The organism is Corynebacterium fournieri, assembly GCF_030408775.1.
GTDB classification, from domain to species: domain Bacteria; phylum Actinomycetota; class Actinomycetes; order Mycobacteriales; family Mycobacteriaceae; genus Corynebacterium; species Corynebacterium fournieri.
Genome location: NZ_CP047210.1, coordinates 1,908,474 through 1,928,492, shown reverse-complemented (window position 1 = coordinate 1,928,492; position 20,019 = coordinate 1,908,474). Strand labels below are relative to the sequence as shown.

At 66.3% G+C, this 20,019-nt stretch carries 20 protein-coding genes; 13 read left to right on the top strand and 7 right to left on the bottom strand.

Annotation, left to right across the window (positions count from 1 at the left end; genetic code table 11):
- The first annotated feature begins 4 nt into the window (after positions 1–4).
- Genes purS through purL form a run of 3 tightly spaced genes read left to right on the top strand, consistent with a single transcriptional unit; the run spans position 5 to position 3,190 of the window.
- The gene (gene purS, locus CFOUR_RS09325; RefSeq protein ID WP_085957301.1) at positions 5–235 is read left to right on the top strand and encodes a phosphoribosylformylglycinamidine synthase subunit PurS; all 231 of its coding nucleotides are present in this window, start codon (positions 5–7) and stop codon (positions 233–235) included.
- Positions 232–906 carry a phosphoribosylformylglycinamidine synthase subunit PurQ gene (gene purQ / locus CFOUR_RS09320; protein WP_085957302.1) on the top strand — a complete coding sequence of 225 codons (675 nt, stop codon included), beginning with the start codon at positions 232–234 and terminating at the stop codon, positions 904–906. Before purS ends, purQ begins: the two co-directional genes overlap by 4 nt.
- A gap of 7 nt (positions 907–913) precedes the next feature.
- A complete protein-coding gene (purL, locus tag CFOUR_RS09315) occupies positions 914–3,190 on the top strand; it encodes a phosphoribosylformylglycinamidine synthase subunit PurL (protein ID WP_290179264.1) in 2,277 nt (758 codons plus the stop codon).
- An 84-nt stretch (positions 3,191–3,274) separates the two neighbouring features.
- Here the strand turns inward: purL and CFOUR_RS09310 are convergent, their stop codons facing one another.
- On the bottom strand, positions 3,275–4,282 hold the full coding sequence (locus CFOUR_RS09310) for an acyl-CoA thioesterase (RefSeq protein WP_085957304.1): 1,008 nt from the start codon (positions 4,280–4,282) through the stop codon (positions 3,275–3,277).
- A 24-nt stretch (positions 4,283–4,306) separates the two neighbouring features.
- Between CFOUR_RS09310 and CFOUR_RS09305 the strand changes: the two genes are divergently transcribed.
- From CFOUR_RS09305 to purM, 3 genes are read left to right on the top strand one after another with little or no spacing between them, the layout of a single operon-like run.
- A complete protein-coding gene (locus CFOUR_RS09305) occupies positions 4,307–4,687 on the top strand; it encodes a sterol carrier family protein (protein ID WP_085957305.1) in 381 nt (126 codons plus the stop codon).
- 24 nt (positions 4,688–4,711) lie between these two features.
- Positions 4,712–6,220, top strand: coding sequence for an amidophosphoribosyltransferase (gene purF, locus CFOUR_RS09300; RefSeq protein ID WP_290179261.1), 1,509 nt, complete (start codon positions 4,712–4,714; stop codon positions 6,218–6,220).
- A complete protein-coding gene (gene purM, locus CFOUR_RS09295) occupies positions 6,221–7,312 on the top strand; it encodes a phosphoribosylformylglycinamidine cyclo-ligase (RefSeq protein ID WP_290179259.1) in 1,092 nt (363 codons plus the stop codon).
- A gap of 111 nt (positions 7,313–7,423) precedes the next feature.
- On the opposite strand, the gene CFOUR_RS09290 is transcribed toward purM, so the two are convergent.
- Both CFOUR_RS09290 and ygfZ read right to left on the bottom strand, forming a co-directional pair.
- Positions 7,424–7,624, bottom strand: a complete 201-nt coding sequence (locus CFOUR_RS09290) for a DUF3073 domain-containing protein (protein WP_085957307.1) — start codon at positions 7,622–7,624, stop codon at positions 7,424–7,426.
- A 131-nt stretch (positions 7,625–7,755) separates the two neighbouring features.
- Positions 7,756–8,808: a CAF17-like 4Fe-4S cluster assembly/insertion protein YgfZ gene (ygfZ, locus tag CFOUR_RS09285; protein ID WP_085957308.1), complete on the bottom strand. Its 1,053-nt coding sequence runs from the start codon at positions 8,806–8,808 to the stop codon at positions 7,756–7,758.
- A 22-nt stretch (positions 8,809–8,830) separates the two neighbouring features.
- Between ygfZ and CFOUR_RS09280 the strand changes: the two genes are divergently transcribed.
- A complete protein-coding gene (locus CFOUR_RS09280) occupies positions 8,831–9,724 on the top strand; it encodes an aminodeoxychorismate lyase (RefSeq protein ID WP_085957309.1) in 894 nt (297 codons plus the stop codon).
- Here the strand turns inward: CFOUR_RS09280 and CFOUR_RS09275 are convergent.
- Together CFOUR_RS09275 and CFOUR_RS09270 are read right to left on the bottom strand one after the other, a co-directional pair.
- Entirely contained in the window at positions 9,721–10,365 is a 645-nt protein-coding gene (locus CFOUR_RS09275) for a heme-binding beta-barrel domain-containing protein (RefSeq protein WP_085957310.1), read from the bottom strand. The two genes, CFOUR_RS09280 and CFOUR_RS09275, sit on opposite strands and share 4 nt — an antisense overlap.
- Positions 10,358–11,083 carry an LmeA family phospholipid-binding protein gene (locus CFOUR_RS09270; RefSeq protein WP_230471776.1) on the bottom strand — a complete coding sequence of 242 codons (726 nt, stop codon included), beginning with the start codon at positions 11,081–11,083 and terminating at the stop codon, positions 10,358–10,360. Before CFOUR_RS09270 ends, CFOUR_RS09275 begins: the two co-directional genes overlap by 8 nt.
- Before the next feature lie 34 nt (positions 11,084–11,117).
- On the opposite strand from CFOUR_RS09270, the gene mshD reads away from it, so the two are divergent.
- From mshD to pstB, 5 genes are all read left to right on the top strand, one after another.
- Positions 11,118–11,990 carry a mycothiol synthase gene (gene mshD, locus CFOUR_RS09265; RefSeq protein ID WP_085958394.1) on the top strand — a complete coding sequence of 291 codons (873 nt, stop codon included), beginning with the start codon at positions 11,118–11,120 and terminating at the stop codon, positions 11,988–11,990.
- 164 nt (positions 11,991–12,154) lie between these two features.
- Positions 12,155–13,297 (top strand): phosphate ABC transporter substrate-binding protein PstS, encoded by a 1,143-nt coding sequence (pstS, locus tag CFOUR_RS09260; protein ID WP_085957312.1) that lies wholly within the window; start codon positions 12,155–12,157, stop codon positions 13,295–13,297.
- A 155-nt stretch (positions 13,298–13,452) separates the two neighbouring features.
- The gene (pstC, locus tag CFOUR_RS09255; RefSeq protein WP_085957313.1) at positions 13,453–14,523 is read left to right on the top strand and encodes a phosphate ABC transporter permease subunit PstC; all 1,071 of its coding nucleotides are present in this window, start codon (positions 13,453–13,455) and stop codon (positions 14,521–14,523) included.
- 17 nt (positions 14,524–14,540) lie between these two features.
- Positions 14,541–15,500 carry a phosphate ABC transporter permease PstA gene (gene pstA / locus CFOUR_RS09250; protein WP_085957314.1) on the top strand — a complete coding sequence of 320 codons (960 nt, stop codon included), beginning with the start codon at positions 14,541–14,543 and terminating at the stop codon, positions 15,498–15,500.
- 37 nt (positions 15,501–15,537) lie between these two features.
- On the top strand, positions 15,538–16,314 hold the full coding sequence (gene pstB, locus CFOUR_RS09245; protein ID WP_085957315.1) for a phosphate ABC transporter ATP-binding protein PstB: 777 nt from the start codon (positions 15,538–15,540) through the stop codon (positions 16,312–16,314).
- An 83-nt stretch (positions 16,315–16,397) separates the two neighbouring features.
- Here pstB and CFOUR_RS09240 read toward each other — a convergent pair whose 3' ends face one another.
- Positions 16,398–17,129 carry a phosphate signaling complex PhoU family protein gene (locus CFOUR_RS09240; protein ID WP_230471777.1) on the bottom strand — a complete coding sequence of 244 codons (732 nt, stop codon included), beginning with the start codon at positions 17,127–17,129 and terminating at the stop codon, positions 16,398–16,400.
- Between the two features lie 29 nt (positions 17,130–17,158).
- Positions 17,159–18,319: a tRNA dihydrouridine synthase DusB gene (gene dusB / locus CFOUR_RS09235; protein WP_413540776.1), complete on the bottom strand. Its 1,161-nt coding sequence runs from the start codon at positions 18,317–18,319 to the stop codon at positions 17,159–17,161.
- A 189-nt stretch (positions 18,320–18,508) separates the two neighbouring features.
- Here dusB and scpC point away from each other — a divergent pair, with 189 nt between their 5' ends.
- Complete coding sequence (gene scpC, locus CFOUR_RS09230; RefSeq protein ID WP_085957318.1) at positions 18,509–20,017, top strand: succinyl-CoA:acetate CoA-transferase ScpC; 1,509 nt, start codon at positions 18,509–18,511, stop codon at positions 20,015–20,017.
- Positions 20,018–20,019 lie beyond the last annotated feature (2 nt).

Below are 20,019 nucleotides of genomic sequence, written 5' to 3'. Positions count from 1 at the left end.
TCTCATGGCACGAGTCGTCGTTAATGTCATGCCCAAGGCCGAAATTCTTGATCCGCAGGGTCAGGCGGTGCTCCGCGCACTGGGCCGGATCGGGGTCGAGGGGGTGACTGACGTCCGCCAGGGCAAGCGCTTTGAAATCGAGGTGGATGATTCGGTCTCCGACTCCGAGCTGAAGCGCATGGCTGAGACGCTTTTGACCAACACTGTTATCGAGGACTTCGAGGTTGTGCGATGAGCGCAACTATCGGAGTCATCACTTTTCCAGGCACGCTTGACGACGTTGACGCGCTCCGCGCCGTCCGCCTCGCCGGTGCCGAGCCGCGCCAGCTGTGGCACGCGGACAACGATCTCACCGGTGTGGACGCGGTTGTCGTCCCGGGCGGCTTCTCTTACGGCGACTACCTGCGCTCGGGCGCGATCGCCGCGCAGGCGCCGATGATGGCGGCTGTGGTGGAGGCAGCGAAGAAGGGCATGCCGGTACTGGGCATCTGCAACGGTTTTCAGATCCTCACCGAGGCTGGCCTGCTGCCGGGCGCACTCACCCGCAACCAGGGCCTGAACTTCCACTGCGTGGACACCTACCTTGAGGTGGCCAACAACACCACCGCGTGGACCACCCAGCTCGGCGAGCGGATCTACGTGCCGGCCAAGCACGGCGAGGGCCGCTTCCAGGCCGCCCCGGAAACCATCGAGGCGCTGGAGAAGGAGGGCCGCGTGGTCTTCCGCTACACGGACAACTTCAACGGCTCCGTCAACGCGATCGCCGGCGTGACCAACGAGACCGGCCGCGTGGTCGGCCTGATGCCGCACCCGGAGCACGCCATCGAGACGCTGACCGGCCCGTCCATGGACGGTCTCGGCCTGTTCACGTCCGCCATCGACGCTATCTCGAAGATCGGAGCGTAAACCTCAAATGACCGTGCACAACGACACTGTCCAAAACGCCTTCGACACCCCAGAGCTGGAGCAGCCGTACATCGAGCTGGGCCTGAAGGACGACGAGTACGCCAAGATCAAGGGCATCCTCGGCCGCAGGCCCACCGACGCGGAGCTGACCCTGTACTCCGTGATGTGGTCGGAGCACTGCTCCTACAAGTCCTCCAAGACTCACCTGCGCTACTTCGGCCAGACCATGACGGAGGAGATGGCCTCGAAGATCCTCGCCGGCATCGGCGAGAACGCTGGCGTGGTCGACATCGGCGACGGCGACGCGGTGACCTTCCGCGTGGAAAGCCACAACCACCCCTCCTTCGTGGAGCCGTACCAGGGCGCGGCCACCGGCGTGGGCGGCATCGTCCGCGACATCATGGCCATGGGCGCACGCCCGATCGCCGTGATGGACCAGCTCCGCTTCGGCGCGATGCACGCGGACGACACCAAGCGCGTCCTGCCGGGCGTGGTCCACGGCATCGGCGGCTACGGCAATTGCCTGGGCCTGCCCAACATCGGCGGCGAGACCGTCTTCGACCCCGCATACGCCGGCAACCCGCTGGTCAACGCGCTGTGCGTGGGCACGCTGAAGGTGGAGGACCTCCACCTCGCGTTCGCTTCCGGCACCGGCAACAAGGTCATCCTCTTCGGCTCCCGCACCGGCCTGGACGGCATCGGTGGCGTGTCCGTGCTCGGCTCCGCCACCTTCGAAGAAGGCGAAGAGCGCAAGCTGCCGGCCGTGCAGGTGGGCGACCCGTTCGCGGAGAAGGTCCTGATCGAGTGCTGCCTCGAGCTGTATGCCGCCGGCGTGGTCGAAGGCATCCAGGATCTCGGCGGCGGCGGCCTGTCGTGCGCCACCTCTGAGCTTGCGGCCTCTGGCGACGGCGGCATGACCGTCAACCTGGACAACGTGCCGCTGCGCGCGGAGAACATGTCCGCAGCCGAGATCCTCGCTTCCGAGTCGCAGGAGCGCATGTGCGCTGTTGTGGCGCCGGAGGACGTGGACAAGTTCATGGAGATCTGCGCCAAGTGGGACGTCGGCGCAGCGGTGATCGGCGAGGTCACCTCGGACCAGGACCGCCTGCAGGTCTTCCACAACGGCGAACTCGTCGTGGACGCCCCGCCGTCAACCATCGACGAGGGCCCGGTCTACGAGCGCCCCTACGCGCGCCCGGATTGGCAGGACGGTGTGCAGGCCGGAGGTGACGTCGAGAAGCACAGCGACATCAAGGACGCATGGCTGAAGATGGTCGCATCGCCCGCGCTGTGCTCGCGCGACTTCATCACTGAGCAGTACGACCGCTACGTGCGCGGCAACACCGTGCAGGCCAAGTACGCCAACTCCGGCGTGCTGCGCATCAACGAGGAGACCAACCGCGGCGTGGCTGTCTCTGCGGACGCGTCCGGCCGCTACACCTACCTCGACCCGAACATGGGTGCGCGCCTCGCGCTCGCGGAGGCCTACCGCAACGTCGCCGTCACCGGCGCAACCCCGGTCGCGGTGACCAACTGCCTGAACTTCGGTTCCCCGGAGAACCCCGATGTGATGTGGCAGTTCCGCGAGGCGGTGCATGGGCTTGCCGACGGCTCCGCTGAGCTCGCCATCCCGGTGTCCGGCGGCAACGTCTCCTTCTACAACCAGACGGGCGAGACGCCGATTCTGCCCACCCCGGTGGTCGGTGTGCTGGGCGTGATGGCGAACGTCGAGCAGGCGATCCCGCACGCGCTGCCGTCCGCGGACGAGCAGTACACCCTACTGCTGCTGGGCGAGACCAAGGATGAGTTCGGCGGTTCCGTGTGGCAGGACATCTCCGGTGCGGGCCTGTCGGGTCTGCCGCCGCAGGTGGACCTGGCCAACGAGGCGCGCCTGGCGCAGTTCTTCGCGGGCAACGCCGCAGGCATCGCGGCGGCGCACGACCTGTCTGAGGGCGGTCTGTCCCAGGCCGTCTTCGAGCTGCTGCTCGGCTCCGACAAGGGCGCGCAGCTTAACCTTGAGGGCGTGCACGAGGACGCGTTTACCGCGCTGTTCTCCGAGTCCGCCTCCCGCGTGCTGGTCGCCGTGACCAGCGACCGTGCAGAGGCCGCCGTGGAGCAGGCCACCGCCGCCGGCATCCCGGTCGCGGTGCTCGGCGAGACCACCGATGACGGCGTGCTGCAGGTGGCCGGCCATCAGATCGCGATGACGGAGCTCGCCGGCGCGTGGGCTGCGACCATGCCGTCGCACTTCGCCGCCGCGACAGCGCCGAACGCCGCGGTCTAAGGAGCGCAACTAAAAGCGGTTGGGGTGTGCGGCAAGGAATTGCCGCACACCCCAACCGCTTTCTTCAGTCCGGGAAACCGGAGGTTAGAGCGTGCGCTGCACCGCCGGCATGGGCTCGACCAGGGGCACCGGCTCGTATTCGCCGCGCAGGTCCTTCAAGGTTTGCGTGTGCTCCCAGAGACGCTTGTCCTCCTCCGTCACCGGCGTGAACTTCCGCGCCGGCAGCGGGTTGCCGTCGATGTCGATGCCGATGTAGGTGAACGTGGCGTGGATGGCGTCGACGAGGTTGTCGCGCCCGCCACGCGGATCGCCCGCGCGCAGGTGCACAGAGGTGTGGATGGAGCGCGAGTCCGTGCGAGTGATGCGCGCGTCCACCTCGATCAGGTCGCCGATGTGCACGGGGCGGTAAAAGCGGATGCCGCCGGCGTAGACCGCGACGGTGCGCTCGCCCGACCATTCCATGGTGCACGCCAAGCCGGCCTCGTCGATCCACTCCATGGCGGTGCCGCCGTGCACGTTGCCGCCCCAGTTCACGTCCGTGGGCTTGGCCAAGAAGCGGTGCACGATGCGCTGCGCGGTGGTGTCGTCCGTGTAAGTTTGCGCCTCCATCTCCGTCTCGATGGCCTGGCGCAGCGCGATGCGGGACTTCGCGGCTTCGGCCACGCGCCGCTCCTCGTCGTTCGTGGGCACGAACGTGGGCACGGGCATGGACTTGCCGGTGTCCGGGTCCTTGGCCACGAAGACCACCAGGCAGTCGCAGGCGCGGGTGAACACGCCCTCGCGCGGGTCCGCGGAGAGGACCTCGTTGACGATGTGCATGGACGACCTGCCCGTCATGGCGATGCGGGAGCGCACCTCCACGATGTGCCCGGAGGGGATGGGGCGGGTGAAGTGGATGTGGCCCACGTACGCGGTGACGCAGTAGGTGGCGGACCACTGCGCGGCGCAGGCGTAGGCGGCCTTGTCGATCCATTCGAGCACGCGCCCGCCGGAGACACCCTGCGCGCCGTGGTGCAGCACGTCGGTGGGCGAGGCCATGAAACGCAGGGTCACGGACGGGGAACGTTCAGCGGCAACGGGGGTATTCGGCATGCCGCCACAATAATATGGGCGACCATGGTGCAGAAACAGGACCCGGTTCTCACGCGCGAGGCAATCCAGCAGGTCGCTGGGTGGTTGGAGGGTGGGGCAGCGGAGCCGTCGAGAAGCGAGCTCGCAAACGCCTGCCGCCGCACCGCCCGCACCCTGGCGGAGGAGTTGCCCGGGCATTCAGTGGAGCTGCGCGTGCCGCCGTTTGTGGCGGTGCAGTGCGTGGAGGGGCCGCGGCATACCCGCGGCACTCCGCCGAACGTGGTGGAGATGAAACCGGAGACGTGGCTGCGGCTAGCCACCGGCCTGACCACCTTCGACGCGGAGCTGGAGCGCGGGACTATCGACGCCTCCGGTTCTCGCGCGCACGAGATCGCCGCCGGGCTTCCCGTGATTGCGCTGCGCTGAGCCGACTCGGATACAGTAAGTGGCGTGTTTACGGAGAGCCCTAAACCAAGTCAGGACTTCGATATCGACAGCGACACCCCGCGCGATGAGTGCGGCGTCTTCGGCGTATGGGCGCCGGGCGAGGACGTGGCCAAGCTGAGCTACTTCGGCCTCTTCGCGCTGCAGCACCGCGGCCAGGAAGGCGCGGGCATTGCGGTGGGGGACCCGGACAAACTCGTGGTGTTCAAGGACACCGGTTTGGTCAGCCAGGTCTTCGACGAGCCCGCGCTGGAGGCGCTGCAGGGCGACGTAGCCATCGGACATACCCGTTACTCCACGGCAGGGGGCAACTCGTGGGAGAACGTCCAGCCAATGTTCCGCACCTCGCCCAACGGTACGGACATCGCCCTGGCCCACAACGGCAACCTGGTCAACTACCTGGAGCTGCAGAACGAGGCCATTGAAAAGAAGCTCATCCCGGCCTCTGGCGTGAAGGGCCAGGGGTCGTCGTCCGACACCGCGGTGGTCTCCGCGCTGCTGGCGGATTTGGTCACCGACGGCCGCACGCTGGCGGACGCCGCGCACGAGCTGCTGCCGCGCGTCAAGGGCGCCTTCTGCTTCATGGTCACCGACGGCCACACCCTGTACGCCGCCCGCGATCCGCACGGCGTGCGCCCGCTGTCGCTGGGCCGCCTGGATGGGGGCTGGGTGGTCGCCTCGGAGACGTGCGCCCTGGACATCGTGGGCGCCTCCTTCGTGCGCGACATCGAGCCGGGCGAGTTGGTGGCCATCGACGAGTCCGGCGTGCACTCCGAGCGCTTCGCCGAGACCCCGAAGGCGCACTGCGTGTTCGAGTACGTCTACGTGGCGCGGCCGGACTCCGTCATCGACGGCCAGACCGTCAACTCCGCCCGCGTCGAGATCGGCCGCCGCCTGTCCAAGGTCAACCCCGTTGAGGCCGACTTGGTCATGCCCGTGCCGGAGTCCGGCACCCCGGCGGCCATCGGTTATGCGGAGGCGTCCGGCATCCCGTTCAAGCAGGGGATGATGAAAAACGCGTACGTGGGCCGCACCTTCATCCAGCCCTCGGACACGCTGCGCCAGCTCGGCCTGCGCCTGAAGCTCAACCCGGTGCGCGAAGTCATCGAGGGCAAAAAGCTCGTGGTGGTGGACGATTCCATCGTGCGCGGCAACACGCAGCGCAAGCTCATCCGCATGCTGCGTGAGGCGGGGGCGGCCGAAGTGCACGTGCGCATCGCCTCCCCGCCGGTGAAGTGGCCGTGCTTCTACGGCATCGACTTTGCCAGCCCCGGCGAGCTCATTGCCAACCACGGCCGCACGGACAACGACGAGGCGGTTGCCGAGTCCATCCGTACGATGATCGGGGCGGATTCGCTCGCGTTCGTGCCTATCGACGACATGATCGCCGCCTCGAACCAACCCAAAGAAAACCTCTGCGCGGCGTGCTTTACCGGCAATTACCCGCTGGGGCTGCCGGAGGGCAACCCCAACGCCGACCTTGTCCGACGCATCCAGAAAGGTGCAGAAGCCTAAATGAGTACTGATCAGAACCCGGCGCAGGACCTCTCGCAGGACCCTGTGTCCTACGAAGCTGCCGGCGTGTCCATCGAGGCCGGCGACAAGGCCGTGGAGTTGTTCGCCCCGCACGCCAAGCGCGCCACCCGCCCGGAGGTCCGCGGCGGCCTGGGCGGGTTTGCCGGCCTGTTCGCCCTGGGCAAGTACAAGGAGCCGCTGCTTGCGGCCGGCTCCGATGGCGTGGGCACGAAACTTGCGGTGGCGCAGGCCATGGACAAGCACGACACCATCGGCATCGACTTGGTGGCGATGTGCGTGGACGACCTGGTCGTCTGCGGCGCCGAGCCGCTGTTCCTCCAGGACTACATCGCCATCGGCAAGGTCGTGCCCGAGAAGGTCGCGGAGATCGTCTCCGGCATCGCTGAGGGCTGCGTCCAGGCTGGCTGCGCGCTGCTCGGCGGCGAGACTGCGGAGCACCCCGGCGTGATGGGCCCGGACGAGTACGACGTCTCCGCCACCGCCGTCGGCGTGGTGGAGGCCGGAGAGCTGCTCGGCCCGGACAAGGTGCGCGAGGGCGACGCCATCATCGCCATGGCGTCTTCGGGCCTGCACTCCAACGGCTACTCCCTGGCGCGCCACGTGCTGCTGGAGCGCGCCGGGTTGCCGCTGGACGCGGAGATGGAGGAGCTCGGCCGCACGCTCGGCGAAGAACTGCTCGAGCCCACCCGCATCTACGCCCTGGACTGCCTGGCGCTGGCCGCGGAGTGCGACGTGCGCACCTTCTGCCACGTCACCGGCGGCGGGTTGGCCGGCAACATGGAGCGCATCATTCCGGAGGGCCTGGTGGCGGACATGCGCCGCACCACCTGGACCCCGGGCCCGATCTTCCGCACCATCAAGTCCGTGGGCCAGGTGCCGGATGAGGAGATGGAGAAGACCTTCAACATGGGCGTGGGCATGATTGCCGTTGTCAGCCCGGAGGACCGCGACCGCGCCCTGGCTATCTTGGCGGCGCGCCACATCGACGCGTGGGACCTCGGCGAGGTCCGTGCAGCGGGCGAGGGCGAGACCGCCCGCGCCGTGCTGAGCGGCTCCCACCCGCAGTACTAGGCGAGAAGATCGGCTGGCCCCAAGCCCCGTCGCGGGCTTGGGGCCGCACCTGTATCCGCGCATAGCGAAAAGCACCCCGGCATGCGGGGTGCTGTGTGCAGGTGAGGTGGACTAGCGGTCGTTGTCCTCGTCGTCCCAATCCGCGTAGTCGGCGTATTGGTCGTCCACCTCGGTCTCGTCGTCGTCCCAGCTGCGTCGCGGTGCCTTGCCTGCAAGCTCTCGCTGCAGGGAATCCAGGTCCATTTCAGGAGTGTTGTACTTCAGCTGGCGAGCAACCTTGGTCTGCTTGGCTTTTGCGCGTCCGCGGCCCATGGCGTGACCCCCTTGAGGTGGTTCTTGGGCGGCCTTCTAAAGAGGCGGCCTCATACTTATTTACGATATTTTCCTGTAGGACACTATAGCTTGCGCTCAGGAAAAATGCGCTTTGGGGTCCTGTGCTGCAGTTATCGCTGGTTTTCCGGCCCGCGCTTGAGCCTATCGACGGCCCGACGTCCCGCGTGCTCACCTTCATCCGCGGGCAGCGAGGACTGGTCCACCGACGCCGCGGTGCCGCCGATCTCCAACGGCGCCTCCAGTGCGGAACGCTTCACTAACGCGAGCGCGACCGGCCCCTCGTCCGCGTCGTGGACCACGGTGCCGAGCCTGCCAACCTTGCGCCCGCCCGCGGTGATCTCCGCTCCGGGCTCCGGTTCGGTGGGGGCGGAGCCGTCGAGCTGCAGCTTGACCAGAAGACGCGGGGAGCGGCCCAAGTTTTCCACTCGGGCGACGGTCTCCTGGCCGCGGTAGCACCCCTTGGACAGGTGGACGGCACGGATGTGCTCGCCGCGGTTGATCAAGGAAGGTGCCTCGTGCGGGATGGATTTTTCGTCGAGGTCCGCGCGCGCTTCCGGCTCGCCGGCGGCCACGCGGTACGCGGTAAAGGCCATCAACCCGGCCAGCGGGAACTGCTCGGCCACCTCGCCAATCCGGGCGCGCGGCACCGCGATGTCCGTGCGGCCGACACCGCCCCAGCCGTCCAGGCGGCGGGTGAAGGCCTGGCCGAATTCCACCGGCCCGACGGGGCCGAGGATGCTCAGCACCCCCAGGTCCGTCTCTTCGACGGTCACATCGGACCAGAACACCATCTTGCGCAGGAAGTCAACGAAAGATTCGCGCTGGTAGGAGGCCAAGTCCAGGTAGTACACCCCGTCTTTCACGGCGACGTCGGCGTGGTGCAGGATGCGACCCTGCGCGTCCAAGTCGAGGGCGGAGGCGGCGAAGCCGTCAGGGGCGTCGTCAAGCTTCTGCGACAGCAGGTTGTTCAAGAACCCGGGCGCGTCGGGGCCGGAAACGGCGATGATGGCGCGCTGCGAGCGGTCAATCAGCGTCGGCTCGGTGATGCGCTGCTCGCTCAAAGGGTTGCCGTAGTGCCAGGCGACACCGGCGGCGTCGAGAAGCGAGGGGCCCGGAAGTTCCTGGGCGCCGGGACGTGCGAGTAGCTCCGATGCATAACCCATGGGCGCCTATCATAGGGGCATTATGGTTTCTTCCCAGCTCCCGCCCGCGCCCGTGATTTACCTCGTAGAGCCGTTCGGCGGCTCCGTGCGGCGCCAGAACCCGAACATGCCGCACGTGTTCTGGGACGACGCAGCCGTCACCCGCGGCGACGGCATTTTCGAATCCATCTTGGTGCGCGGGGGCAAACCGCTGAACCTGGGCAAGCACCTGGACCGCTTCGCACGCTCGGCTAAGCTGCTTGGCCTACCGGAGCCGGGACGCGAGCACTGGACCCGCGCGACCGAGGAGGCGGTGGCGGACTACTGCCGCGAGCGCGGCGACGACAACGTGGAGGCGAAGTGCACCTGGACCTTCACCCGCGGGCGCGAAACCACGGGGGCGCCCACCGCCTGGCTGACCGTTCGCCCCCTGCCGGAGCAGGTGCTGCGCCAGCGCAAACGCGGCGTGAGTGTGCTGACCACCCCGCGCGGCTACAGCATCGACAACGACGTGCCCTGGATGCGCGGCGGCGCGAAGACCCTAAATTACGCGCTGACCATGGCGGCGCTGCGCTGGGCGGGTCAGCAGGGCGCAGACGACGTCGTCTTCGTCGACCCCGTAACCGACCGGGTGCTCGAGGGCGCGACGTCGAGCGTGCTCATGGTGAAAAAGGGCGGCCGCCTGCGCACTCCCGCTGCGGGCAACGGCGTGCTGGTCGGCACCACGCAGTCCGCCATCTTCGAGCACGCCGCCGCGCAGGGGTGGAAGTGCAAGGCGAAAGACATCTACCTCAGCGAGCTGTTCAAGGCCGAGTCCGTCTGGCTGGTCAGCTCCACCCGGGTGGCTGCGCGCATAAAGCGCCTGGACGGCACAAAGCTGCCCGCCCCCGACAACGAGTCGGAGATCAGGCAGCTGATCGAAGAAGCGATTGCCTAGCCCGCAACCCTTTTCAGCTCGGCGGACATGTAGGGCACCATCTCGCCGTCGACGGCGCGCTCGTCAACCCAGCCGAGGTTGTTGTTCGGCATCAGGCCGTACAGGCGCTTGCCCGGGCCGTGGGCGGCCGGGCCGGTTTCCGTGGCGATGGTGGAGGCGCTGGTGATCTGCCACGCGCGCTCGTTGACCGGCTCGCCGTACATGATCTCCACCAGGCCGCGGGAGTTGGTCAGCGTCACCTCGATCTCGTCTTTGAGCGAGATGCGCCAGAAGCCCACCTCGCGCTGGTCCGCGCCGGTGGGGTTGCCCTCGGAATCCAAGCGCCAGATGCGCGACTCGAAGCGCAGGTAATTCTCGCCGTCGTGGGAGATGATCAGCTGCTGGCCAAAGGCGTACTCGCCGCCTTCCGGGTCGGAGGGGTTGTTGGCCTGGCCGGAGCCGGACCACACGCCGACGAGGGGCAGAAGCGCCAGCAGACCGTCGTGAAGCGAGGGCCCGTAGCGCAGGTTCGCGGTGTCCGCCGCGAGCGGCATGTCCTCGAAACCCAGCTCCGGGATGTTGCGGTGGGCGGTTTCCTTGGACTGCTCCGCAGCGAGATTGACAGCGTCGTTGCCGTTGAGTTTGTTGTTTTCTTCAGTCATGCCTCTCAAGCGTAGACGCTCCCGCGAGCGGCTCCAGATCCGCTGGCTCAACCACGGTGTTGACGCGGTCGCGGGAGAACTCCAGCGAGCCGCCGGTCAGCTGCACCAGATCCGCCGGCCCGCCCAGCGGCAGGTCGCTGGTGTCGAAATCGATGCGGAAACCGTCGAGCACCTTGTCCTCGTCGCCCTGCGGGACCTCGATGAGCTGGCTCGGGCGCATCTGAAAAACGCCGTGGGATAGCCGCAGCGTCACCATCGCGGTCGCAGGCTCGCTCGCGCCGGGCACGGTGCCGGTCAGGCGGGCCTCGCTGGCCACCCCGCCGGAAGGGGAGATGTCGTACGGGTTGGCGATGTCCAAGTCCGTAATGCCCAGCAGCTCGCCGAAGCCCACGCCGTCGAGGCGGATGCGGCGGCGCACGAGGCGGGCGTCGGCCCCCACAATCTCGCCGCGCAGCGCGTCGGCGGGGGTGTCCAGCTTCAGGTTGAACATCTCCACGCTCGCCGTGCCCACGCCCGGGCCGGGAATGTCCGCGTCGGTGCGCCGCACGGTCACGCGCGGAACGCGGCCGCTGATGCCGGCGAACACGAATGGCGCTGCGGTGACTTGCACTTCCGTGCCGTCCGGGGCGAGTTGCCGCTCCACGTGGGAAGCGTAGGCGGTGTCCGCCAGCCCGAGGGTGGCGACGAGCGCGACTGCGCCGACAGCAACCTTGCGCACCTCGACCTCCTTTCCGCACGTAGCCTGGGTAGCTATGACTGTCGATATCCTAAGCGCCCACCTGCCCGGCGACCGCGTACGACCCCTCCTTCGCACCGCTGAGGCCGAAGACGGCATCGCCGCCTTTTCCGAGGCCTTCGTGCAGGGGCTTGACGACGTCCGCGTGAACCACTCCCACTTCTTGGCGGAAGATCGCGGCAAAGTGGTCGGCTGCGCCGGTGTGGCTGAAGACGGTTCCGCGGAACTGGTGGTGCACCCGCAGCGCCGGCGCGAGGGGATCGGGCGCGCCCTGGCGGAGGCGGTGCGCGCCCACAATCCTGAGGCAGGGCTGTGGGCGCACGGCAACCTGCCGGGAGCGCAGGCGCTGGCGGCTGCTCTGTCGCTGAAGATCGACCGGGAGCTGCTGGTGATGGAGATTGACGCAGGCGACATTCCAGCTGGGGGAGTGCGATTGCCGGAGGGCTTTGAAGACCTGGACTACGACGCTGCGGTTGCGCGGTGGGGGCGGGACGACGTCGACAAGCAATGGCTCGCCGTCAACAACGACGCGTTTTCCTGGCACCCGGAACAAGGCGGCTGGGACCTTCAGCGGCTGCGTCGCGCACGGGAGGCGGAGTGGTTCGACCCGGCGGGCGTGCGTTTGCTGTTCCACGGCGACGAACTCGCCGGGTTCCACTGGACCAAGCGCCACCCGGATGGGACGGGGGAGGTGTATGTTGTCGGGCTCGCTTCCGCGCATCGGGGGGAGGGAATGGGGGGACCCCTGATGCAGATGGGGCTGGAGTATCTTCGCGGGAAGGGATCTCCGCAGGTCATCCTCTATGTTGAATCCGATAACGAGCCCGCGGTCAAGCGGTACCGCCAGCTCGGGTTCGAGGTCCGTGAAAGTCACGTTGTCTACAGGTAGCCTGGCTATAACCTGCGAAAACAATGGGATGGACGGAAGTTCACCAAGTGTTCACTTAACTGGCTACCGGCCATTAACCAGGTTTTCGTAGGTTGGCATCTGTGAGTAATCGGACAGCTGGTCCGACGCTCGAAACCGACCAGTAAGCACCGGAAAGGTATCCCGTGATCCGTAACTTCAAGCGCACCGCCGCAATCGCTGGCGTCGTTGCAGTATCTTCCGTTTCCCTCGTCGCCTGCGGCGACTCCGACGACAACGCAGCTTCCGAGGCTGTTGAGTCCGCAACCGAGGCTGTCTCCTCCGACGAGAACAAGGGCGACACGAAGTCCGGCGACTACGAGCTGTCCGGCCAGGAAGGCACCCTCGTCGCTGAGGGCGCTTCCTCCCAGCAGAACGCGATGGACTACTTCGCGTCCGTCTACGCATCCGAGGTTCCGGGCGCTCAGCTCGCGTACACCCCGTCGGGCTCCGGCGCTGGCCAGAAGCAGTTCATCGCCGATCAGGTCGCCTTCGCCGGCTCCGACTCCCCGCTGAAGGACGACCAGGTCCAGGCTGCCGCTGACCGCTGCGGCGGCAACGAGGCTTGGCACCTGCCGTTCGTCATCGGCCCGGTTGCCGTCGCCTACAACCTCGAGGGCGTGGACAACCTCAACCTGACCGTCGACAACATCGTCGAGATCTTCCAGGGCGTCATCAAGACCTGGAACGACCCGAAGATCGCCGAGAACAACGAGGGCGTCGACCTTCCGGACACCCCGATCAACGTCTTCTACCGCTCCGACGAGTCCGGCACCTCCGACAACTTCCAGAAGTTCCTGGCTGCCGCTTCCGACGGCAAGTGGGAGTCCACCGGCAAGGCGTTCCCGAACACCGTCGGTACCGGCGCTAACGGCTCCTCCGGTGTTGCGCAGGAGGTCAACGCGACCGATGGCGCCATCACCTACGTCGAGGCTGGCTTCGCTGACAAGAAGGCCAACATCGACTTCGGCAACGGCCCGGTCGAGCTCACCGACGAGACCGTGGGCAAGGTGCTGGACAACCTGGAGTTCAAGACCGAGGGCCACAACATGGTCGTCGACTCCGACAAGCTGTTCAAGACCGACACCGCTGGCGCATACCCGCTGGTGCTGACCACCTACGAGATCGTCTGCTCCGCTGGCTACGACGAGGCGACCTCCAAGATGGTCAAGGACTTCCTCAACGTCGCTCTGGATTCCCAGGACGAGGAGCTCGCTGCCGAGGGCTTCATCCCGGTCGGCGGTGCACACGCTGACCGTCTGCGCGAGGCAATCAACGCCATCAAGTAACGCCAACTTGATGCTGGTCTCCAGGGCCTAGCGCCTAGGAGGCAGATGGACCCCCCACTGATTCCGATCGCGGGGGGTCTCTCTATGCGGAGACGCGGTAGAAAGGCCGTGTTTCCCGCCGTCCACAACGTTTATTCTTCGAAGGATTCGAGCAAATGGCTGCTAACGATCACCTCGACCGCGGTGCAGGACCCGCGAACACATCTGATCCTGTAATCCAGAACTCCACAGGCGGCACCCTGACAAAGGGACAGGAGGAGCGCACGCCCGTCAGCGACGATGCGAACACCGGTTCCGGCGTGAAGCGCCCGGGCGACCGTGTGTTTGAGTTCTTCTCTACCGCATCCGCGACCCTGATCACTGTCCTCGTCGCGGCGATCGGCATCTTTCTGCTCATCCAGGCCATCCCGCCGCTGAGCCGTAACGAAGGCGGGATCGTCGGCTTCCTCACCTACGGCGGCGGATGGCAGACGGCGAACCTGGACGCGATGAAGTTCGGTATCCCGAACCTCTTCTTCTCCACCATCACCATCTCCCTGATCGCACTGATCATCGCCATGCCGATCGCTTTGGGCGTGGCGCTGTTCCTGTCCAACTACTGCCCGACGAAGCTGGTTCGCCCGCTGGGCACCCTGGTGGACATGCTGGCCGCGGTGCCGTCCATCGTGTACGGCCTGTGGGGCGCTCAGGTGCTCGGCCCGCTGCTGGGCGACTTTTACAAGTGGGTCAACAGCTGGGGCGGCGACTTCTTCCTGTTCGCCACCTACCAGAACTCCCCGCCGTTCTCGACGGCGCGAAACGTGATGACCGGCGGCATCGTGCTGGCGATTATGATCCTGCCGATCATCGCCGCGACCGCCCGCGAGATCTTCGTGCAGACCCCTCCGGGCCAGATCGAGTCCGCCCTGGCCCTCGGCGCAACCCGCTGGGAAGTCATCCGCATGACCGTCATCCCCTTCGGAATGTCCGGCTTCATCGCCGGCTCCATGCTCGGCCTCGGCCGCGCACTCGGTGAGACCATGGCGCTGTACATGGCCGTGGCACCGGCGAACGATTTCCGCGGTTCGCTGTTCGACGGCGGCACCACCTTCGCCACCGCGATCGCCAACGCCGCCGCAGAGTTCAACAACCCGGTCTCCGCGGGCGCCTACATCGCCGCCGGCCTGGTGCTGTTCCTGCTGACCTTCGTCGTCAACTCGATCGCCCGCGCGATCGTTAACAAGTAAGGAGCGGAAAGCAGAAAATGTCTACTGCAGTACCCAACAACGGCGCCTCCCAGGTAGCCACCAAGACCTCCGCTCCGGCGCGCGCCTCCCGCGGCGGCGAGAACCCGTTCACCGACATCGCTTCGGGCCGCAAGACCACCAACTCCATCATGGGCGGCCTGATGTGGCTGTGCATGATCCTTGCCCTGATCCCGCTGCTGTGGCTGCTCGTCACCGTGGTCTCGCGCGGCATGGGCGCCGTGCTCGACCCGGCCTGGTGGAGCCAGGACATGGTCGGCGTGCGTTCCTCCAAGCCGGGCGGCGGCGCACTCCACGCGATCGCCGGTACCCTCATGCAAACGCTCATCGCGTCGCTGTTTTCCATCCCGATCGGCATCTTCACCGCTATCTACCTGGTGGAGTACTCCAACGGCAATAGGCTGGGCAAGCTGACCACCTTCATGGTGGACATCCTCTCCGGTGTGCCGTCCATCGTCGCCGCGCTGTTCGTCTACGCCCTGTGGATCACCATCCTGGGCCAGCAGCGCTCCGGCTTCGCCGTGTCGCTGTCGCTGATCCTGCTCATGATCCCGGTCGTGGTCCGCAACACCGAAGAGATGCTGCGCGTGGTCCCGATGGATCTGCGCGAGGCGTCCTACGCGCTGGGTGTTCCGAAGTGGAAGACCATCGTGCGCATCGTGCTGCCGACTGCGCTGTCCGGCATCGTCACCGGCATCATGCTCGCCGTCGCCCGTGTGATGGGCGAGTCCGCTCCGGTGCTGATCCTCGTCGGTTCCACGCCGACGACGAACTGGTTCAATATGTTTGACAAGCCGCAGTCTTCGCTGCCGCTGTTCATGCTGGACATGTGGAAGTCCGGCGCTACCGGCCCGGCAAACGACCGACTCTGGGGCGCGGCGCTGACGCTCGTGATCCTCGTTGTCACCCTGAACCTGCTCGCACGTTTTGTGGCGAAGCGCTACTCGGTCAAGAAGTAACCCCACCCGCGTTCCCACCCATCCAGGAGAAACCCAGATGTCTACCAAGCTCGAACTCAACGACGTCAACATCTACTACGGCGACTTCCACGCCGTGCAGAACGTCAACATGCAGATCCCGGCGAAGTCCGTGACCGCGTTCATCGGCCCGTCCGGCTGCGGCAAGTCCACCGTGCTGCGCACCCTCAACCGCATGCACGAGGTCATCCCCGGCGCGTCCGTGAAGGGCGAGATCCTCCTCGACGGCCACGATATCTACGGCAAGAGCGTGGACCCGGTTGCCGTGCGCAACACCATCGGCATGGTGTTCCAGAAGGCGAACCCGTTCCCGACCATGTCCATTGAGGACAACGTCGTGGCAGGTCTGCGCCTGTCCGGTGAGAAGGACAAGAAGAAGCTCAAGGAGGTCGCCGAGCAGTCCCTGCGCGGCGCGAACCTGTGGGACGAGGTCAAGGACCGTCTGGACAAGCCGGGCGGCGGCCTTTCGGGCGGTCAGCAGCAGCGTCTGTGCATCGCCCGCGCCATCGCGGTGCGTCCGGAGGTGCTGCTCATGGACGAGCCGTGCTCCGCGCTCGACCCGATCTCGACCCTGGCCGTGGAGGACCTCATCCACGAGCTGAAGAACGACTTCACCATCGTCATCGTGACCCACAACATGCAGCAGGCTGCACGTGTGTCCGACAAGACCGCGTTCTTCTCCCTCGAGGCAACCGGCAAGCCGGGCCACCTGGTGGAGTTCAACGACACCACCACCATCTTCGAAAACCCGCAGCAGAAGGAGACGGAGGACTACATCTCCGGTCGCTTCGGCTAAAGCATCCCTGCTTGACGACGCCCCTTCGGTGCCCCGTAACAGGGCAGCGCCGAAGGGGCGTCGCCCTATTTCGGCTCGTGGCGCTACTGGTGGTTGCGGAACCTCCGTTCGATGGTGGCGAACTTGGCTTCCGGGTCGTAGTCCTCGTCGTCGCGCTGGCGCAGGTATGCCTCCGGCTTGAGCCCGGTGATGAGAAAGACCATGCGGCTGGCAACGCTGACGCACCGGTCCGCGTACCGCTCGTAGTAGCGCGCGAGCATAGCCACGTCGACGGCTTCGCGGGTGGAGTACTCCCACTTCCGGTCGGAGACCAGGGCAGTGAGGAACGCCTTCATGTCGTCGACGCCTTCGTCGATCGTGTGTAGCTCAACAGCTGCGTCGGCGTCGGGGTCGACGAGCAGTTTGCGGGTGGCCGCGCCCATCTCTTGCACCAGCCGGGCGAGCTCTTCGACGTATCCCTGCAGCGCCTTCGGGTAGATGCGGGCGGGGTGGCGCTGGCGGGCCAGCAGGGCGATGTTTTTGGCCAGCGAGCCCATGCGGTCGAAGCTTTCCACAATGTAGATGGCGGAGATGACCTGACGCAGGTCCTTGCCCACTGGGCTTTGCAGGGCCAACAGGCGCATGCTGTGGTCCTCGCAGCGCTGGATGGCCTCCTGCAGGGAGTCCAGGTAACCCAGTGCCTCTTCGGCATCCTCGAGGGATTGCTCGAGCACGGCTGCGGAGGCGTAGTCCATGATTTCGCGCACGGTGTCGCACACCTCGAGGACGTCCTTGTGAAAAACCTCGAGATGTTCCCTATACACAGTGCGAAGCATGTGGTTCATGCTACTTAACGCGCCGCGTTTTACCCGCCGTTATTTTCAATCTCGGCGCCCTCGGGCACCGTGTCGTCCTCGGGGTCGTCGAGCCAGCCTTCCGGCAGTGCGATCTTGCCTGCGGAGCCTTGGCGTCCGCGGGCGTCGTCCGCGTGCTGCGCGAGCTCGTCGGAATCTGCGATGAGGGCGAGGCGCTCCTTGAGCTCGGCCAGGGAAGTCACCTGGGCGAGGGTCTTGCGGAACTCGCCGCCGACGGGGAAGCCGCGCAGGTACCAGCCGGTGTGCTTGCGGATGTCCCGGCACGCGTGATCCTCGCCGTCGTGGGCGGCCAGGAGCTCGGCGTGGCGGTAGATGATCGCGGCGACTTGGCCCAGAGTGGGCTCGGGCGGGATGTCCTCGCCGCGCAGCTGCGCGCCGAGTTGGGCGAACAGCCAGGGCCGGCCCAGACAGCCACGGCCGACTTCCACGCCGTGGCAGCCGGTCTGCTCCATCATCTTCGCGGCGTCGTCGGCAGCGAAGATGTCGCCGTTGCCGATCACGGGGACGCCGGTGCCGTCCATGTGCTCGACTAGCCGTCCGATCTCGTCCCAGTGGGCTCCACCGGAGTAGCGCTCGGCGCCGGTGCGCGCGTGCAATGCGACGGCAGCTGCGCCCGACTCGGCGGCGATGCGGCCGGCATCCAGGTGCGTGTGGTGCCCGTCGTCGATGCCGATGCGGAACTTCACCGTGATCGGGATGCCGGAGCCTTCGGCGGCGCGCACGGCCGCGTCGACGATGTTGCCGTAGAGGCGGCGCTTGTACGGGATGGCGCAGCCGCCGCCCTTGCGGGTGACCTTGGGCACGGGGCAGCCGAAGTTCATGTCCACGTGGTCGGCGATGTCTTCTTCCACAATCATGCGCACGGCCTCGTAGGTGAACTTCGGGTCCACGGTGTACAGCTGCATCGACCGCGGCGTTTCTACGTCGGCGAAGGTGGTCATGTGCAGCGTTTTCTGGTTGCGCGCCACCATGGCGCGCGCCGTGATCATTTCACAGACGTAGAGGCCGGAGGAGGTGCCGGTGAGCTCCTCCTCGATCTCCCGGCACAAGACGCGAAACGGCATGTTTGTCACCCCGGCCATCGGTGCGAGGATGACGGGGGAGTTCAAATCGATGCCGCCGATAGTCAGGGCGGGGGCAGCTGTAGTCATAGTGGGCCCCATTCTTCACGGACAGCACGTCTTGCGTCCAATCGCCGGAAGTACGCCCGTTCGGGGGTACGGAGGCGTCGATAAGCACTTGCTTTCCTGCGTCCCCCTCGCATGTCGTGGCAGTGGGGCATACGTCACAATATGGTGGTCAATGTTATCTACCCGCACGAAAAGATTTGAGGGAGCATCATGAGCGATCGCATCGCAAGCGCGAAGCTGCGCGACAAGGTCATGTCCGCCGAAGAGGCTGTCCAGTTTGTCAACCACGGCGACAAGGTGGGCACCTCCGGCTTCACGGGCGCAGGCTACCCCAAGGCCATGCCCGCCGCGATTGCGGACAAGGCGAAGGCCGCCCATGAAAAGGGCCAGGACTTCTCCATCGACATGTACACCGGCGCCTCCACGGCCCCGGAGTGCGACGGTGTGCTGGCGGAAGCTGGCGCGCTGCGCTACCGCATGCCGTACCAGTCGGACCCGACCATGCGTAAGAAGATCAACGCGGGCGAGATGAAGTTCCAGGACATCCACCTGTCCCACTCCGGCATGATGGTGGAGCAGGGCTTCTTCGGTGAGGTTGACCTGGCCATCGTCGAGGCCGTGCGCATCACCGAGGATGGCAACATCGTCCCGTCGTCCTCCGTGGGCAACTCCGTGGAGTTCCTCAACGCGGCCAAGAAGATCATCATCGAGGTCAACTCCTGGCAGTCCGAGGAACTCGAGGGCATGCACGACATCTGGACCGTGCCGCCGCTGCCGAACCGTATCCCGATCCCGATCACCAAGTGCGGCGACCGCATCGGCACCACCTACATCGAGATTGACCCGGAGAAGGTCGTCGCGGTCGTCGAGACGAACGACCCGGACCGCAACGCTCCGTTCAAGGCGCCGGACGAGATCTCCGAGAAGATCGCGGGCAACTTCCTCGACTTCCTGGAAAACGAGGTCAAGGCTGGCCGCCTGGCGTACGACGGCTACGTCATGCAGTCCGGCGTGGGCAACGTCCCCAACGCTGTGATGGCGGGCCTAATGGACTCCAAGTTCGAGAACATCCAGGCCTACACCGAGGTGATCCAGGACGGCATGGTCGACCTGATCGACGCGGGCAAGATGACCGTGGCCTCCGCCACCTCCTTCTCCCTGTCGCCGGAGTACGCGGAGAAGATGAACCGTGAGGCGTCGCGCTACCGCGAGTCCATCATCTTGCGCCCGCAGTCCATCTCCAACCACCCGGAGGTCATTCGCCGCACGGGCCTGATCGCCTCCAACGGCATGATCGAGGCCGACATCTACGGCAACGCCAACTCCACCCACATCAACGGCTCCCGTCTGATGAACGCGCTGGGCGGCTCAGGCGACTTCACCCGCAACGCCTACATCTCCTCGTTCATCTCCCCGTCGATCGCCAAGGATGGCGCCATTTCCGCGATCGTCCCGTTCGCGTCGCACATCGACCACAACGAGCACGACGCTATGGTCTTCATCACCGAGTACGGCGTGGCCGACCTGCGCGGCCTGGCGCCGCGTGACCGTCCGGCGAAGATGATCTCGATTGCGCACCCGTCCTACCGTCCGCTGCTGGAGGAGTACGTCGAGCGCGCCTCCAAGTGCAAGTACCAGGCAACGCCGCACGACCTGCGCCACGCCTTTGACTTCCACCTGCGCATGGAGGAGACCGGCACGATGATGAAGGAGGACTAAGC

Excerpts from the sequence above, each read along its gene's own strand:
- pstA (WP_085957314.1), top strand. The coding sequence starts at position 14,541 with ATGTCTACTGCAGTACCCAACAACGGCGCCTCCCAGGTAGCCACCAAG.
- ygfZ (WP_085957308.1), bottom strand. The coding sequence starts at position 8,808 with ATGGGTTATGCATCGGAGCTACTCGCACGTCCCGGCGCCCAGGAACTT.
- scpC (WP_085957318.1), top strand. The coding sequence starts at position 18,509 with ATGAGCGATCGCATCGCAAGCGCGAAGCTGCGCGACAAGGTCATGTCC.
- CFOUR_RS09305 (WP_085957305.1), top strand. The coding sequence starts at position 4,307 with ATGGTGCAGAAACAGGACCCGGTTCTCACGCGCGAGGCAATCCAGCAG.
- purL (WP_290179264.1), top strand. The coding sequence starts at position 914 with ATGACCGTGCACAACGACACTGTCCAAAACGCCTTCGACACCCCAGAG.
- mshD (WP_085958394.1), top strand. The coding sequence starts at position 11,118 with ATGACTGTCGATATCCTAAGCGCCCACCTGCCCGGCGACCGCGTACGA.
- CFOUR_RS09290 (WP_085957307.1), bottom strand. The coding sequence starts at position 7,624 with ATGGGCCGCGGACGCGCAAAAGCCAAGCAGACCAAGGTTGCTCGCCAG.
- pstC (WP_085957313.1), top strand. The coding sequence starts at position 13,453 with ATGGCTGCTAACGATCACCTCGACCGCGGTGCAGGACCCGCGAACACA.
- CFOUR_RS09280 (WP_085957309.1), top strand. The coding sequence starts at position 8,831 with ATGGTTTCTTCCCAGCTCCCGCCCGCGCCCGTGATTTACCTCGTAGAG.
- pstB (WP_085957315.1), top strand. The coding sequence starts at position 15,538 with ATGTCTACCAAGCTCGAACTCAACGACGTCAACATCTACTACGGCGAC.
- CFOUR_RS09310 (WP_085957304.1), bottom strand. The coding sequence starts at position 4,282 with ATGCCGAATACCCCCGTTGCCGCTGAACGTTCCCCGTCCGTGACCCTG.
- dusB (WP_413540776.1), bottom strand. The coding sequence starts at position 18,319 with ATGACTACAGCTGCCCCCGCCCTGACTATCGGCGGCATCGATTTGAAC.
- purM (WP_290179259.1), top strand. The coding sequence starts at position 6,221 with ATGAGTACTGATCAGAACCCGGCGCAGGACCTCTCGCAGGACCCTGTG.
- purQ (WP_085957302.1), top strand. The coding sequence starts at position 232 with ATGAGCGCAACTATCGGAGTCATCACTTTTCCAGGCACGCTTGACGAC.
- purS (WP_085957301.1), top strand. The coding sequence starts at position 5 with ATGGCACGAGTCGTCGTTAATGTCATGCCCAAGGCCGAAATTCTTGAT.
- CFOUR_RS09240 (WP_230471777.1), bottom strand. The coding sequence starts at position 17,129 with ATGCTTCGCACTGTGTATAGGGAACATCTCGAGGTTTTTCACAAGGAC.
- CFOUR_RS09275 (WP_085957310.1), bottom strand. The coding sequence starts at position 10,365 with ATGACTGAAGAAAACAACAAACTCAACGGCAACGACGCTGTCAATCTC.